14 protein-coding genes are annotated in these 14,968 nt (G+C 64.7%); 7 read left to right on the top strand and 7 right to left on the bottom strand.

The window, feature by feature from the left end:
* Positions 1-178: 178 nt before the first annotated feature.
* The 3 genes from ACVW1C_RS22965 to ACVW1C_RS22955 form a co-directional block, all read right to left on the bottom strand.
* Complete coding sequence (locus ACVW1C_RS22965) at positions 179-1,795, bottom strand: phosphoenolpyruvate carboxykinase (protein WP_456760357.1); 1,617 nt, start codon at positions 1,793-1,795, stop codon at positions 179-181.
* A gap of 420 nt (positions 1,796-2,215) precedes the next feature.
* Positions 2,216-2,593: a hypothetical protein gene (locus ACVW1C_RS22960; RefSeq protein ID WP_456760356.1), complete on the bottom strand. Its 378-nt coding sequence runs from the start codon at positions 2,591-2,593 to the stop codon at positions 2,216-2,218.
* A 90-nt stretch (positions 2,594-2,683) separates the two neighbouring features.
* Entirely contained in the window at positions 2,684-3,418 is a 735-nt protein-coding gene (locus ACVW1C_RS22955; protein WP_456760355.1) for a HugZ family pyridoxamine 5'-phosphate oxidase, read from the bottom strand.
* Positions 3,419-3,656: 238 nt separating this feature from the next.
* Here ACVW1C_RS22955 and ACVW1C_RS22950 point away from each other — a divergent pair, with 238 nt between their 5' ends.
* The 5 genes from ACVW1C_RS22950 (at position 3,657) to ACVW1C_RS22930 (ending at position 7,653) form a co-directional block, all read left to right on the top strand.
* Positions 3,657-4,358, top strand: coding sequence for a response regulator transcription factor (locus tag ACVW1C_RS22950; protein ID WP_016843287.1), 702 nt, complete (start codon positions 3,657-3,659; stop codon positions 4,356-4,358).
* A gap of 110 nt (positions 4,359-4,468) precedes the next feature.
* Positions 4,469-6,277 (top strand): stimulus-sensing domain-containing protein, encoded by a 1,809-nt coding sequence (locus ACVW1C_RS22945; RefSeq protein WP_456760354.1) that lies wholly within the window; start codon positions 4,469-4,471, stop codon positions 6,275-6,277.
* A complete protein-coding gene (locus tag ACVW1C_RS22940) occupies positions 6,274-6,714 on the top strand; it encodes an HPr kinase/phosphorylase (RefSeq protein ID WP_456760353.1) in 441 nt (146 codons plus the stop codon). The genes ACVW1C_RS22945 and ACVW1C_RS22940 overlap by 4 nt, the downstream gene beginning before the upstream one ends.
* Before the next feature lie 214 nt (positions 6,715-6,928).
* Positions 6,929-7,330: a PTS sugar transporter subunit IIA gene (locus ACVW1C_RS22935; protein ID WP_021076632.1), complete on the top strand. Its 402-nt coding sequence runs from the start codon at positions 6,929-6,931 to the stop codon at positions 7,328-7,330.
* Positions 7,327-7,653 carry an HPr family phosphocarrier protein gene (locus ACVW1C_RS22930; protein ID WP_456760352.1) on the top strand — a complete coding sequence of 109 codons (327 nt, stop codon included), beginning with the start codon at positions 7,327-7,329 and terminating at the stop codon, positions 7,651-7,653. Before ACVW1C_RS22935 ends, ACVW1C_RS22930 begins: the two co-directional genes overlap by 4 nt.
* Before the next feature lie 185 nt (positions 7,654-7,838).
* Here ACVW1C_RS22930 and ACVW1C_RS22925 read toward each other — a convergent pair whose 3' ends face one another.
* The 3 genes from ACVW1C_RS22925 to ACVW1C_RS22915 all read right to left on the bottom strand — a co-directional run bounded on the left by ACVW1C_RS22925 (position 7,839) and on the right by ACVW1C_RS22915 (position 11,768).
* Positions 7,839-9,452: a glycosyltransferase family 39 protein gene (locus tag ACVW1C_RS22925; RefSeq protein WP_456760351.1), complete on the bottom strand. Its 1,614-nt coding sequence runs from the start codon at positions 9,450-9,452 to the stop codon at positions 7,839-7,841.
* 174 nt (positions 9,453-9,626) lie between these two features.
* Entirely contained in the window at positions 9,627-10,394 is a 768-nt protein-coding gene (locus ACVW1C_RS22920) for a M15 family metallopeptidase (protein WP_456760350.1), read from the bottom strand.
* The gene (locus tag ACVW1C_RS22915; RefSeq protein ID WP_456760349.1) at positions 10,395-11,768 is read right to left on the bottom strand and encodes a YARHG domain-containing protein; all 1,374 of its coding nucleotides are present in this window, start codon (positions 11,766-11,768) and stop codon (positions 10,395-10,397) included.
* 161 nt (positions 11,769-11,929) lie between these two features.
* Here ACVW1C_RS22915 and lepA point away from each other — a divergent pair, with 161 nt between their 5' ends.
* The gene (gene lepA / locus ACVW1C_RS22910) at positions 11,930-13,741 is read left to right on the top strand and encodes a translation elongation factor 4 (RefSeq protein WP_456658930.1); all 1,812 of its coding nucleotides are present in this window, start codon (positions 11,930-11,932) and stop codon (positions 13,739-13,741) included.
* A gap of 200 nt (positions 13,742-13,941) precedes the next feature.
* Complete coding sequence (locus ACVW1C_RS22905) at positions 13,942-14,271, top strand: hypothetical protein (protein WP_456760348.1); 330 nt, start codon at positions 13,942-13,944, stop codon at positions 14,269-14,271.
* Between the two features lie 71 nt (positions 14,272-14,342).
* Here the strand turns inward: ACVW1C_RS22905 and ACVW1C_RS22900 are convergent, their stop codons facing one another.
* Positions 14,343-14,789, bottom strand: coding sequence for a methyltransferase family protein (locus tag ACVW1C_RS22900; protein WP_456760347.1), 447 nt, complete (start codon positions 14,787-14,789; stop codon positions 14,343-14,345).
* Positions 14,790-14,968 lie beyond the last annotated feature (179 nt).

Below are 14,968 nucleotides of genomic sequence, written 5' to 3'. Positions count from 1 at the left end.
CGAGCGGAGCGAGCCTCGAAGGATGCACGGCCCGGCTGGTGGCCCCCTTCGAGACGGCCGCTTCGCGGCCTCCTCAGGTGACGGATTGAGGGAGTGTCGCGCGGATAGAGGAAGCGAGACTGCAACAAAAAGGCGGCCACGAGGGCCGCCTTTTCAAATCGCGTATCACTTGCGCGAACTACTCCGCCGCCAGCTTCACTTCCGGCGCGGCGGCGCGGACTTCGGCGTCGACCTGCGCTTCGAACTTGGCAAAGTTCTTCTGGAACATGCCGACCAGCGCACGCGCGGTCTTGTCGAACTCGGCCTTGTCGGCCCAGGTTTTGATCGGATCGAGGATGTGCGGCTCGACGCCCGGCAGCGAGGTCGGCACCGCGAAGCCGAAATACTTGTCGGTGCGGAAATCGGCGTTGCGCAGCGAGCCGTTCAGCGCCGCAGTGAGCAGCGCGCGGGTCACCTTGATCGGCATCCGGCGACCGGTGCCGTATTTGCCGCCGGTCCAGCCGGTGTTGACCAGCCAGCAATCGACATTGTGCTTGGCGATCAGCTCGCGCAGCATGTTGCCGTAGACCGACGGATCGCGCGGCAGGAACGGCGAACCGAAGCAGGTGGAGAACTCCGGCTGCGGCTCGTTGCCGAGGCCGCGCTCGGTGCCGGCAACCTTCGCGGTGTAGCCGGACAGGAAGTGATACATCGCCTGCGCCGGCGTCAGCCTGGCGATCGGCGGCATCACGCCGAAGGCGTCGGCGGCGAGCATCACCACGTTCTTCGGATGCGGCGCGCAGCCGGTGCGCGAAGCGTTGGGAATGAAATCGAGCGGATAGGCCGAGCGGGTGTTCTCGGTCTTCGAGCCGTCGTCGAAATCGGGCACGCGATCGTTGGCACCGAGCACGACGTTTTCCAGCACGGCGCCGAAGCGCTTGCTGGCGGCATAGATTTCCGGCTCGGCTTCGCCTGAGAGCTTGATGCACTTGGCGTAGCAGCCGCCTTCGAAGTTGAAGACGCCGTCCTCGCTCCAGCCATGCTCGTCATCGCCGATCAGCGTGCGCTTGGGATCGGCCGACAGCGTGGTCTTGCCGGTGCCGGAAAGGCCGAAGAAGATCGCAGTGTCGCCGTCCGGGCCGACATTGGCCGAGCAGTGCATCGGCATCACGCCCTTCTCGGGCAGGTAATAGTTCAGCGTGGTGAACACGCTCTTCTTCATCTCGCCGGCATATTGCGAGCCGCCGATCAGGACGATCTTGCGGGCGAAATCGATGGCGACGACGTTTTCCGACTTGCAGCCGTGGCGCTTCGGATCGGCGCGGAAGCTCGGCAGATCGATGATCGTGAGTTCGGGCACGAAGCTCGCCAGCTCCGACGTCTCGGGGCGAATGAGCAGCGTGCGGATGAACAGCGAGTGCCAGGCGAGCTCGGTGAAGACACGCGTCTTGATGCGATGTTTCGGATCGGCGCCGCCGTAGAGATCCTGCGCGAACAGCGTCATGCCTTCGGCATGCTTGAGGAAGTCGGCATGCAGCGTCGCGAACTGCTCCGAGGTGATCGACTGGTTGCCAGCCCACCACATGCTCTTGTCGGTGAGACCGTCGCGGACCGTGAACTTGTCCTTCGGGCTGCGGCCGGTGAACACGCCGGTGTCAGCGCAAAGCGCGCCATCGGCCGAGAGCACCGCTTCGCCTGATCGCAACGCGTGCTCGTAGAGTTGCGGCGCGCCATAGTTCCAATGCACGCCCTTGAGATTTTTTAAGCCGAATTTGTCGGCGCCGAAGGCACCGTTATGCACGCCCGTCTCTTGCACGAAGAACCTCCTCGAACCCGCGTATCCTTGTTCGCGCGAACATCGCTAGTCGCGCTCCGCCGCGGTGACCGTCATCAGAATAATATAGCCTCTCGGCCCCGGTCCGGCGACCTAATAGTGGGGATCGCCGGGCTTGCCAAGCCAGTCGAACGGCTTTTGGTTCATTCCAAGGCGGGCACATCATCGGGCGCAAATACCGCAGCGCGAAACACTTTCGCTTTGCTTTCGCTTTCTCGTTGTTTTCGCGGCGATCGGGCGATGTTTCGTGGCCTTTCCCGCTGCGAGCAAGGCGTTGCGATGCACAAAGAGTGCCAGCGACTGGCGTGTATCCGCGCCGAGCAACGCAGCAGGCACAGAGAATGCCGGGCATGCGTTTCGCGCTGAGGATGTGTCGTTGCGGCGGACCACCGCGAGTTGACCCTACGCTGCAGTGCCAGACATGTCGTCCACGATCGTGTTGCACGCGGATTGCACCACTGGGTCGGCATTGAGCTGCATGCGATTGAGCTCAGCCCCCGTCGTCGAAGCTGGATGATTGCAATGCTCGGCAAGCAGCGAATGTTCCGCAACGCGAGCTGCGTTCGGCGGCAACAGGATCACTGATCGTAGCGATCGATGGTAACGCAACCACCGCGCCGCACGTGCGTCAGCGCGGTTGAAGCTCGCGATCCGAGCGATCTTCCGGAACAGCAGCGCCAGGAATTCTCGCAGTCCGCATCGCGTCCATCGGCGGCGATACCAGCGCGGGCACGAAATGATCGCGCTGTCGGAGACGCCACACCCGGCCTCGGCAAACACGCACGCGGAGCCGCACCGTGCGACACCATGCCTCGTCGCGCACAGCACCGCCGCTCGGTGCCGACCGGCCGTGCTCCCAATCTTTCCCCTCTATCCCTTGGCGCGCGCCTCGCCGGCGAGCCGCACCAGCATCTTGCGCAACTCGGTGCCGTTGCTGACCCGCTCGGGGAAATCGAGCCGCAGCGTGTCGCGGCCGGCCTGCATGTCCATGCCGTCGGGATCGCAGCCGGTGCACAGCCAGTCGCCACTTTCCGCAGCCAGCAGCCGCGTGGCGTAGAGGTTCATGGCCTCGCGGTGATCCTCGTTCATATGCGCCACCGCGCCCGGCTCGGCCTCCAGCAGCGCTTCGGCACCGCCGAGGTCGGTCAGAAACTGCGCAGGCTTGAGGTCGACGATCCGGCCGAACCCGGCGACCAGATGGGCGCCGCTCGGCCGGATCACGAAAAACGAGAAATCCTTAAATTCTACAAAGGCTTCCGCTGATGGATGAGCGCCAAGGTAGCGCCGCCGGACGAGATCCTGCTCAGCCTCCGCGACCTCCTCCGCCCTCCCCGCGAGCATGATCCGGGCCCCCTCCAGCGGATCGCCCTCGGCGCGCTCGTCCAGCATCAGCGACACGCGGTTGTCGGCCAGGATATTCCTGGTGTGCAGCGCCAGCCGGGAAATCAGCAGGATCGGCGAGCCGTCGGGATGGCTGGCCAGATTGACCAGCGAGCAATAGGGATCGCCGGAACCGGCCATCAGCGTGGCGAGCGCGCCCTGGCGGCTGCGGCGGAGCAGCGAGCGGGCAAGATGGGCGGGGTCGAAGTCGGCGGTCGGTTGCATGGGCCTATCGGGTCATTTTGGAGGCGAATCGGGCCGGTTCCCGTTGAAAAAAGAGCCTTTTCTCACGGTCTCAGGATGCTATATGGGGGTCCAACGCGTGGGTCGCAGAGCGTTTTGCGGAACTCGGTCACACTTCAGCCCAGCTTGCATTGCTCGTTGACCGCGTTCGAAGCCCATATTCTACGGTGAGTCGCCAGAGTGCCCGCCGTCTAAACCACTCTCATTGTGAAAGCAGCTCATGCCCACAATCGCCTTGGTCGACGACGACCGCAACATTCTCACGTCGGTCTCGATCGCGCTCGAAGCCGAAGGCTATCGCATCATGACCTACACGGACGGTGCGTCGGCGCTGGATGGCTTTCGCACGTCACCGCCCGATCTTGCGATCCTCGATATCAAGATGCCGCGCATGGACGGCATGGAAACGCTGCGCCGGCTGCGCCAGAAGTCCGACCTGCCGGTGATCTTCCTCACCTCGAAGGATGAAGAGATCGACGAATTGTTCGGCCTGAAGATGGGCGCCGACGATTTTATCCGCAAGCCGTTCTCCCAGCGCCTGCTGGTGGAACGCGTCAAGGCCGTGCTCCGCCGCGGCCAGCCGAAGGATCCGACCGCGGCACCGAAGGAGCCGGACGCGCGCGCGCTCGACCGCGGCCTGCTGCGGATGGATCCGGAGCGCCACACCTGCACCTGGAAGAACGAGCCGGTGACGCTCACCGTGACCGAATTCCTGATCCTGCAGGCGCTCGCCACCCGTCCCGGCGTCGTGAAGAGCCGCAACGCGCTGATGGACGCGGCCTATGACGACCAGGTCTATGTCGACGACCGCACCATCGACAGCCACATCAAGCGGCTGCGCAAGAAGTTCAAGGTGGTCGACGACGATTTCGAGATGATCGAGACGCTGTACGGCGTCGGCTATCGCTTCAAGGAAGCCTGATCTGCGCTTCCCGGGCGGCTTGTTAACTGACAGGCCCTGCACGGCTGGGGTAAGCTCGGGCGAGGACCTGCTTCGCGGGACGACATCCATACCAACCGGCAGCTTTGCCAGTGCTTGATCGAACGCAGCTCGAGCAGGGACTGAACACCGAGGACGCGTCACAGCTCCTCGATCAAGAGGCCGTGGCCGACGATTTGGCGCGCGACAAAGGCTGGCGCCGCCCGCTCGGCTGGGTGCGCCGCGCCGGTCAGTTCTTCTTCGCGCTGTCGTTCTCGAGCCTGACGCGCCGCATCGTCTCGCTCAATCTGGCCGGCCTCGTCGCGCTGGTCGCCAGCATCCTCTATCTCTCGCAATTCCGCGCCGGCCTGATCGAGGCGCGCACGCAGAGCCTGCTCGTCTATGCCGAGATCATCTCGGAGGCGATCGCGGCGTCTGCGACCGTCGAAGGCAATACCGTCACCATCGATCCCGACCGGCTGCTCGACCTCAAGCCCGGCGAGAGCTTCGGCCAGCCGGATGAATCGGCGGATTTCCCGATCAACCCCGAGCGCGTCGCGCCGACCCTGCGCCGCCTGATCGCGCCGACAAAGACGCGGGCCCGCATCTTCGACCGCGACGGCGGCCTGATCCTCGACAGCCGCAACCTGTTCGCGCGCGGCGACGTGCTGCGCATGGAGCTGCCGCCGCCCTCGGAGAAGACGTCGCTGTATGAGAAGACCAAGGCCACGATCAAGACCTGGCTCAACCGCGGCGACCTGCCGATCTACCGCGAGCTCGGCCCCGAAGGCGGCAAGGGCTATTCCGAGGTCGCGCAATCGCTCGAGGGCATGAAGGGCAGCGCGGTGCGCGTCACCGACCGTGGCGCGATCATCGTCTCGGTTGCCGTTCCGGTGCAGCATTTCCGCGCCGTGCGCGGCGCATTGATGCTGACCACGCAGGGCGACGACATCGACCAGCTGGTGATGTCCGAGCGCCTCGCCATCCTCAAGATCGGCGGGGTCGCCTCCACCGTCATGATCATGCTGTCGCTGTTGCTGGCGAGTACGATCGCAGGTCCAGTGCGGCGGCTCGCCGACGGCGCCGAGCGCGTTCGTCACCGCATCCAGACCCGCGTCGAGATTCCCGACTTCACCGGACGCCGCGACGAGATCGGGCATCTCTCGGGCGCGCTGCGCGACATGACCAACGCGCTCTACAGCCGCATCGAGGCGATCGAGATGTTCGCCGCCGATGTCGCCCATGAGCTGAAGAATCCGCTGACCTCGCTGCGCTCGGCGGTCGAGACGCTGCCCTTGGCGCGCAACGAGAACAGCCGCGCGCGGCTGCTCGCCGTGATCGAGCACGATGTCAGGCGGCTCGACCGCCTGATCTCCGACATCTCCGACGCGAGCCGGCTCGACGCCGAATTGCAGCGCCAGGACATGGCGCCGGTCGATCTGCGCCGGCTGCTGACCACGTTGACCAGCGTCGCCAACGAGACCCGGCTCGGCCACGACGTCGCCGTCGAAGTCCGCTTCGAGGGCCGTGGACCGACCGACACGCTCTCGGTACCCGGCCATGATTCCCGGCTCGGCCAGGTGATCTCGAATCTGCTGTCGAACGCGCAATCGTTCTCCAAGCCGGGCGACAAGGTGCGCATCGTCTGCCGACGCACCCGCGGCGAGGTCGAGATCGTGGTCGACGATGACGGGCCCGGCATCGGCGAGGACGCCCTGGAGCGGATATTCGAGCGCTTTTACACCGACCGGCCGCACCAGGGCTTTGGCCAGAACTCCGGCCTCGGGCTCTCGATCTCCAAGCAGATCATCGAGGCGCATGGCGGACGCATCTGGGCCGAGAACCGTCTGGGCCCTGCGGACGAAGACCGCAAGCCCACGGTCGCCGGCGCCCGCTTCGTGGTCAGGCTGCCGACACTATGAGCGACAATTCAAGCGTGCACGCATCCGCCGTTCTGGTCGGCGAGCGTGCGGTGCTGATCCGCGGTCCGTCGGGCGCCGGCAAGTCGCGCCTGGCCTTCGACCTGATTCTCGCCGGGCGCACCGGAGCGCTTCCGCCGGCCATTTTGGTGGGGGATGACCGTGTCCATCTCGACACAGCCGGCGAACAATTGTGGGTTCGCCCGGCACAGCAATTGGCCGGTCTGATCGAGATCCGAGGCCTCGGAATCCGCCATTGCCCGTTCGCAGGTGAGGCTGTGGTCGGCCTGATCGTCGACCTTGCCGCCGACGATGCCGAGCGGCTGCCGCCGCCCGAGGCGCTCAAGATCCGCCTTAATGGTGTTTCAATACCGCGAATTCCTGTGCGGGCCGGCTTCCAACCCCTGCCGCTGGTTGTCGCTGCGCTGACGACAACCTGAAAGTTCATCCTCCCGTAATCTTGCGGCCAATTGTGGGAAGCGAATTGGTAACCATATCACGTCCACTATCGCGTCGGATTTTGCCGGCGCAGCCTCCCCTCTCTACCGCCAGGAACCGGGAGACTAGCCAAGATGCCCTCTTGCGCAGGGCCTCTGGATGGTCAAAGTGGCGCGTTCGTGCGGTGCACCAAAGGGCGCCCGCGAGGAGTTTCCGATGATTGGTCTAGTGCTGGTGACCCATGGGCGCCTTGCTGACGAGTTCAGAGCCGCGCTCGAACACGTCATGGGTCCGCAGAAACAAATTGAAGCAATTACGATCGGGGCCGAGGACGATTCCGATCTCTGTCGAAGCGACATCATCGAGGCGGTGAACCGCGTCGATAGCGGCGACGGCGTTGCGATCCTCACCGACATGTTCGGCGGCACGCCGTCGAACCTGGCGATCTCCTGCATGAGCCGCCCGAAGGTGGAAGTGCTCGCGGGCATCAATCTTCCCATGCTGGTCAAGCTTGCCAAGGTTCGCGAGGAGCGCTCGCTGCCCGACGCGATCGCGATGGCGCAGGAAGCCGGCCGCAAATACGTCACCATCGCCAGCCGCGTTCTCGCAGGCAAATGAGCGGCGATGCCCCGGGCGAAAACCATGTCGGCCCGGGCGTGCCAGCGGGCGCCATTTCGCGCGAACTTCTGATCGTCAACAAGCGCGGCCTGCATGCGCGGGCATCGGCCAAGTTCGTCCAGCTGGTCGAGCGCTTCAACGCCGAGATCTGGGTGACGCGCGGCGGCGAGACTGTCGGCGGCACCTCGATCATGGGCTTGATGATGCTGGCCGCAGGGCCCGGCACCACGGTCGTGGTCTCCGCGAAAGGCGACGAGGCGCAGCAGGCGCTGGACGCCATCGCCGAACTCGTCGCCAGCAAGTTCAACGAGGAAGGCACGTAAGTGCTGCCTCGCTCTCCAGCCGCGGATGCGGTCCACTCCCTCGCCCCGCTCTTGCGGGGAGAGGGTTGGGGTGAGGGGCTCTAACCGCCATGGCGGTCTACCGATAGACCTGTACCGCCTCACCCGAAATTCGAGCGCGCTCGAATTTCGACCTCTCCCCGCAAGCGGGGCGAGGTAAGAGGAAGCTACTTCGCCGGCGGCACCAGATAGACCTTCCACACCGTCGACGGACCGGGATGGCCGTTGAAGAAGCGCATGGTGTTCATCACCAACGGCTCGGCATCCTTGGCATGCTCCGCCATCCATGCCTCGCATGGCTGCAGGAACACCGGATCGGTGGTGTCGCAGACGCCGATGAAGCCGAGACGCTTGGCTTCGTCGAGCGACGTCAGCCCCGACGACCACGCTTCGCCCGGCACGAGCGAGGCCGGATGATCCGGACTGTAGAACGTCATCGGCTCGCCGATGTCGGAGCGTGCGACGACCACCGCCCAGCGCGAATGGAATCTGTCCTGCCAGGTCTGGGTGAGCTCGCGCGCCAATTCAGAGCGCGCGGCGTAGGTCGAGCCACCGACGCGGTTGGACGCGATCTCCTGCGTGGCGATGCTGGGCGCGGCGATCAGCGTGGCGATCGTGGCCACGAACCACACCGCCGTGATCGAGAACAGCGCCATGCGCGGGAAACGCAGCGAAGGGATCGCAACCAGCGCAAGCGGAACCAGGAAGAACAGCGGGATGCCCCAATCGGTCTTGATGTAGACGGTGAACGCCAGCGCGCCGAGCGGCGGCCCGATCGCGACGATCAGCTGGATGATCCAGATGTTGAGCGCCTGCGCAAGGTTGACGGCCGGATTGGGTCCGCGCGACCAGATCCGTGTCAGCACGTCCGACGGCCGCCACGGCACCGACCCCAGCAGCAGCGCGATGAGGCCCAGCACGATCGGAATCGCGAGCAGACCGAGATTGTGCACGATGTAGCCGATCACGAGCTGGACATTGAGCTCGCGGCTCGACAGCGCATAGACGTCGCCGGCATAGGTGAACGGCACGAAGTTCACCTCCTCCAGCCACACCAGATGCGGGATCATCGTCACGATCATGGTGCCGATCGCAACCCATGGCGCGGGCGAGCGCAGGAATTGCATCCGCTGCGGATGGATCAGCGCGGCAAGCCCGACGGCGCCGATCATCGTCACCACCCAGTATTTGGTCATCAGCGCCAGCATGCCGGCAAAGCCGAGCCAGAGCCCCGATTTGAAGCTGCGCTTCTCGAATGCGTTGAGATAGGCCAGCACCAACAGCGGCAGCGGCACCAGCTGCGCGAGGTCGGCGTTGTATTTGAAGCCCTTGAAATTGAAGATCGGGTAGAGCGCCAGCATCACCACCATGAAGAACGCACGGCGGCGATCGACGACGCGCAGCGCGATCAGCCAGCACACCACCAGCGCGAAGCTGACGGTTGCCATCGCGAGCGCGTAGGTCGACCAGTTGGTGACGGGAAAGATCCTGAACCAGACCCCGGCGATCCAGCCCGACAGCGGCGGATGCTTGCCATAGCCGAGCAGGAAGCGCTGGCCCCAGGCATAGGCCTCTGCGACGTCCATATGGACGTCCTGCGCAGCCTTGAGCTTGACCAGGATCAGCGTCCACAGCACCGCGTGAACCAATGCGAAGCCGATCACCAGCCACAGGCTGGTCTTGGGATCGGTGGCGCGCGAGGCAATCCAGGCGGCGATCCGCCGGATCGTCAGTCTGCGGGTCGTGCGCCTTGCGGCAGGGAGGGTGGTGGCGGTCGACATGGCCTGTGCCTGAGGCATGACCCGCAAACGTGGAAAGCGGTTTCCCGGTAGGATCATGCCGAATGGAAGCGGAAAGGGGCGATGAGTGAGTGCTCACCAGCATTTCGTCGCGCTTTAGCGCGTTTTTGTGACCAGTGTAATCAGCTTGGCGTGAGAACGCCTCCAGCCGCCGGTTCATTTTTCGAGAAGCTCAGGCCGGTACTCGAAATGCATGGTATCGTAATGATACCACTTGCCGCCCCAGATGAAGCCATGGCGCTCGAAAATGTCGACGATCTCGTGCGGCATCCGGTTCTTGTAGGGGATGGTTTTGCCCTTGCCCGCCCACAGCCAGTAATCCGAGACTTTCAGGTTGAGGTCGATCGCGGCCGCATAGCCATGCATGCTCATCCGCCCGGTATCGGCGACGGCGCGACAAGATAGCACACCGGCGATCGGAAAGGCCGCGGCGCGCAGCGCCGGATCGAGCGCGTCGATCTCGGCGGAGACCTGCTTGAGGCGCTCGGCCACGCCGTTGACCCGCGTGACCTGAACCGGCTTGGCCCAGGATCGCGGCAGCCAGGTGATGGTCACCAGGTTCCGCCTGACCTCGGCCGTGTTGCAATCGCCATACATCTTCTTGAAGAAGGCCTCGTTGCGGAAGCGTCCGGGATCGACGTTCGGGGCCGGTGGCGCCGCCGGCCCGGACGGATAGGGCTGCCGCATCTGGTCGAGGATCGAGGCATTGCGCAGCATCTGGTCGAACGGCTTGCCGGAGACGCCGTCGTCGACCTTCATCACCGTGCCGTCGCGCCAGGTGATCGTGGTGTCGTCATGGCCGGACAGCGCGTCCGGATAGGCGCGCACCAGGCGGTCGAGCAATTCGCTTTTGCTCTGCGCGTGCGCAAACGGCGGCAGCAGCGCCAGCAAGGCAACGATGCAGGCCGTGCCGCGCGCGGCCATTCAGCGCTTTCCGGCCTGATCGATCAGCGCGACATTGGCCTCCTCGATCGCGTTCAGCTTCGGATTCCAGCTGTTCGGCGCATACCAGGGAAAGCGCGAGAAATACGCCTTGAGATCGGCGGAATCGAAATATCGCCCCCTGCGGGCGAAGATCTCGTTGCGCGCGATCCGCAGCTCGTCCCGCGACAGCCGCCGCAGATCGGCAGGGGTCAGCAGACGGCGGTCGGAATCCGGGAAGATGAATCCGCTAGGTGCAGCGCCGCCGCCGGATTCGAAGCGATCGATCAGCGCGACATTCGCGCTCTCGATCGCATTGAGCGGCGGATCCCATGATCGGGGCACGTACCACGCGAACCTGCTGAATCGCGCGGTCAGGTCGGGCGCGTTGAAGTAGCGCCCGCGCCGCGCGAAGATTTCATTGCGCGCGATCCGCAGATCGTCCTTGCTGAGCAGCCTGAGATCGCTCTCCGACAGCAGGCGGCGGTCGGAATCCGCGATGATGAAGTCCGATTGCGTGCGCATCACCGGCGGCGCCGATGGCGGCACGTTTTGCGGCGGCAGGCTTTGCTGCGGCGGGATCGCCGTTGCCGGCGGATCCACGGTTGCAACCTGAGCCGGCGCGTTGCCGGCGAAATAGAACGAGCCGTCGATCGGCGAGGTCGAGACCCAGGGCTGCTGCGCGCTGCCGGTCGCGCGCTTGACGATGAGGCCGACCTGATTGAACGCCTGCAGCACGTCGAGCCCGGGCTTCTGCATGGTGTCGACGAGAGCACGCGTGTAGGGGCTGTGGCCGTCATCGCCGTCGAGCGCGACGTTGCCCGGCTGGGTCGCGTAGGACAACAGCGTGCCCTCCGGCGCGCGGATCTGGGCGAGGCCGCCGTCGGCGGCGCGCAAGCCGCGCCCGCCGAACGGATTGTTCCGGCAGGCGTCCAGGATGACGATGTTGAGCCGCGTGCCGGCGCCTTCCATCTGGCGCAGCACCAGGCCGACATCGACCATCTGGAAATCGACATCGGCCTCGCGCACAGGATTCGCCGAGACCGGCACCAGATAATTCGTTCCGCGCACCTGGATGCCGTGGCCGGCGTAATAGAACAGCGCGACGTCGGCGCCCATCAGCTGGCTGCCGAAGCGCTGGATCGCGGCATCGAAACCGGCCTTGTCCAGATCGACCTGGGCCTGCCCGCCGACCAGTGCAAAGCCGAGCCGCTGCAGCGTGTCGGCCACGAGTTGCGCATCGTCCTTCGGATTCTGCAGCCGCGACACGTTCTGATAGGTCGAATTGCCGACCACCAGCGCGACGCGTTTGTCGGCGGCTGCGGGCGTTGCGAACAACACGGCGAGCAATCCGGCGGCGAGAAGGGTCCAGCGCATCGTCAGATCCACGGTTTTGGGCCGAAAGACCTAGCAGAAACGTGCCCGAAAATCGATCACGGCAGATCTGACTGAAACACGGCCGTGATTCGCCGTCACAGCCCTGCAAAATACCGCAATATAGTTGCCCGCGCGGGGGTGCGGATGCTATCCCGCGCCCCATGACAACTGCCCCGATTTCGAACATCCGCAACTTCTCCATCGTCGCCCATATCGACCATGGCAAATCGACCCTTGCCGACCGCCTGATCCAGATGACGGGCGGCCTGTCGGATCGCGAAATGGCGGGCAAGGAGCAGGTGCTCGACTCGATGGATATCGAGCGCGAGCGCGGCATCACCATCAAGGCGCAGACCGTCCGGCTGAACTACCGCGCCAAGGACGGCAAGGATTACATCTTCAATTTGATGGACACGCCCGGCCATGTCGACTTCGCCTACGAGGTCTCGCGGTCGCTGGCGGCCTGCGAGGGTTCCCTGCTCGTGGTCGACGCCAGCCAGGGCGTCGAGGCGCAGACGCTCGCCAACGTCTACCATGCGCTCGACGCCGGTCACGAGATCGTGCCGGTCCTGAACAAGGTCGACCTGCCTGCGGCCGAGCCCGAGAAGGTCAAGCAGCAGATCGAGGACGTGATCGGCATCGACGCCTCCGACGCCGTGATGATCTCGGCCAAGACCGGCCTCGGCGTGCCCGACGTGCTGGAGGCCGTCGTCACCCGCCTGCCGCCGCCGAAGGGCGACCGCGACGCGACCTTGAAGGCGCTGCTGGTCGACAGCTGGTACGACGTCTATCTCGGCGTGGTCGTCCTGATCCGCGTCGTCGACGGCGTGATGAAGAAGGGCAGCCGCATCCGCATGATGGGCACCGGCGCGGCCTATGACATCGAGCGCGTCGGCTTCTTCACCCCGAAGATGCAGCAGGTCGAGGAGCTCGGCCCCGGCGAGATCGGCTTCATCACTGCGGCGATCAAGGAAGTCGCCGATACGAGAGTGGGCGACACCATCACCGACGACAGGAAGCCGGTCACCGAGATGCTGCCGGGCTTCAAGCCGGCGATCCCGGTGGTGTTCTGCGGCCTGTTCCCGGTCGATGCCGACGATTTCGAGACGCTGCGCGCGGCGATGGGCAAGCTGCGCCTGAACGACGCCAGCTTCTCCTTCGAGATGGAAACGTCCGCTGCGCTCGGCTTCGGCTTCCGCTGCGGCTTCCTCGGGCTGTTGCATCTGGAGATCATCCAGGAGCGGCTGTCGCGCGAGTTCGACCTCAATCTGATCGCGACCGCGCCGAGCGTGATCTACAAGATGAAGCTGACCGACGGCACCGAGCTCGAGATCCACAACCCGGTCGACATGCCCGACGTGGTCAAGATCGCCGAGATCGAGGAGCCGTGGATCGAGGCGACGATCCTCACCCCCGACGAATATCTCGGCAGCGTCTTGAAGCTGTGCCAGGACCGCCGCGGTTCGCAGAAGGAGCTCACTTACGTTGGCTCCCGCGCGATGGTGAAATACGACCTGCCGCTCAACGAGGTGGTGTTCGATTTCTACGATCGCCTGAAGTCGGTGTCGAAGGGCTACGCCTCGTTCGACTATCATCTGACCGACTACAAGCCGGCCGACCTGGTCAAGATGCAGATCCTGGTCAATGCCGAGCCGGTCGACGCACTGTCGATGCTGGTGCATCGGACCCGCGCCGAGGGCCGCGGCCGCGCCATGGTCGAGAAGATGAAGGAGCTGATCCCGCCGCACATGTTCCAGATTCCGATCCAGGCGGCGATCGGCGGCAAGGTGATCGCGCGCGAAACCGTCCGCGCGCTGCGCAAGGACGTCACCGCGAAGTGCTACGGCGGCGACATCACGCGCAAGCGCAAGCTTCTGGAGAAACAGAAGGAAGGCAAGAAGAAGATGCGGCAGTTCGGCAAGGTCGACATCCCGCAGGAAGCCTTCATCGCCGCGCTCAAGGTGGACAGCTGAGGCGCCGTCACGAACCGTCGCCAGCTTGACGACAGCGCGCCGGCCCGGTCCTAATCGAAAATCTCGAAAACAACCCCATGCAAAGCAGCCCGATAGCTGACACGCTGTCGCAGGCGCGCTTGTTGCCCGTTCTTGTCCCGGCAACAAAACGCACCATGATTTGAATCGCCACGGCGCGGCGCGCCGACTAAGCTCCCGTCATGTTGCGCATCCTGTCTCTCTCGATCGTCATCCTCGCCCTGCTGCAGCCTGACCTGAGCGCGGCCGCTTCCTCGAAGAAGCGGCAGACCGCCCGCTGGCATGGCTATGGCTTCCTGCCCGGCTACCGCCAGCCGCCCAACCAGACCATTCCGGTGCTCGGTCCGCGCGGCGCCGCCCGCGGCCGGCCGGATTACGCGCCGCAATACTGGTACGGCGGCGACTGGTACTATTTCGGCCGGCCGGGATTCTATCGCGGCCGCTACAATGGCGGCAGTTTTGGTCCATGCTGGACCTGGACGCCGATCGGACGGGCGTGGCAGTGCGGCTAGGCGCCAGCCGGTACCGCACGCCCTCGCAGCCAAGCAACGCGGCGTGAAGGCCGCAAACGAGCTTTGCTCATTCACACCCAGCGCCGCACCCGCGCGACATAGTCGTCATAGGCCGCGCCGAACTGACGGCGCATCTTGGTCTCCTCGAAGGGAATGTGGACCCAATTGGCGGTCGCGAATACTGCAACTGGCACGATGAACATCGGCCAGGCCCCGACCCACACCGCGATGCCCAGCACGAGCAGCACAAGGCCGGAATACATCGGATTCCGTGTGAACCGGTAGGGACCGCTGGTGACCAGCACGCGATTGGTCGGCGACGTCGGTTCGATCTCGGTGCCTTCGCGCCGAAACAGGACGAACGCCCACACCGGCGCGATGAACGCGATCACCACCAACGCGATTCCGAGCAGCGGAATCGGCAGCCCAGGGAGCGTCGGCCAGCCGAGCCACCAGCTCAGCGTCGCGCCAACAAGCAGATAGATCAACGTCCAGATCGGCGGAGGGAGCTTGAGCATGGTCGAACCCCGTTGCGATAGACGCACAATCAGCGTCTCGGTTGCCATTGCGGCGTAGTGCTACCACACAAACTTGTTCGCTTCGGGTTTTGCCGTGCCGATTCATCCAGCAAATGGAACGCGGCGCAGAATCGAGACGGCGTACACTTAATCCGGATCGTCGCGACGCCGCGATGACC

This window comes from Bradyrhizobium sp. USDA 4011, from assembly GCF_054063415.1.
This window is presented reverse-complemented; position numbering and strand designations above follow the sequence as displayed.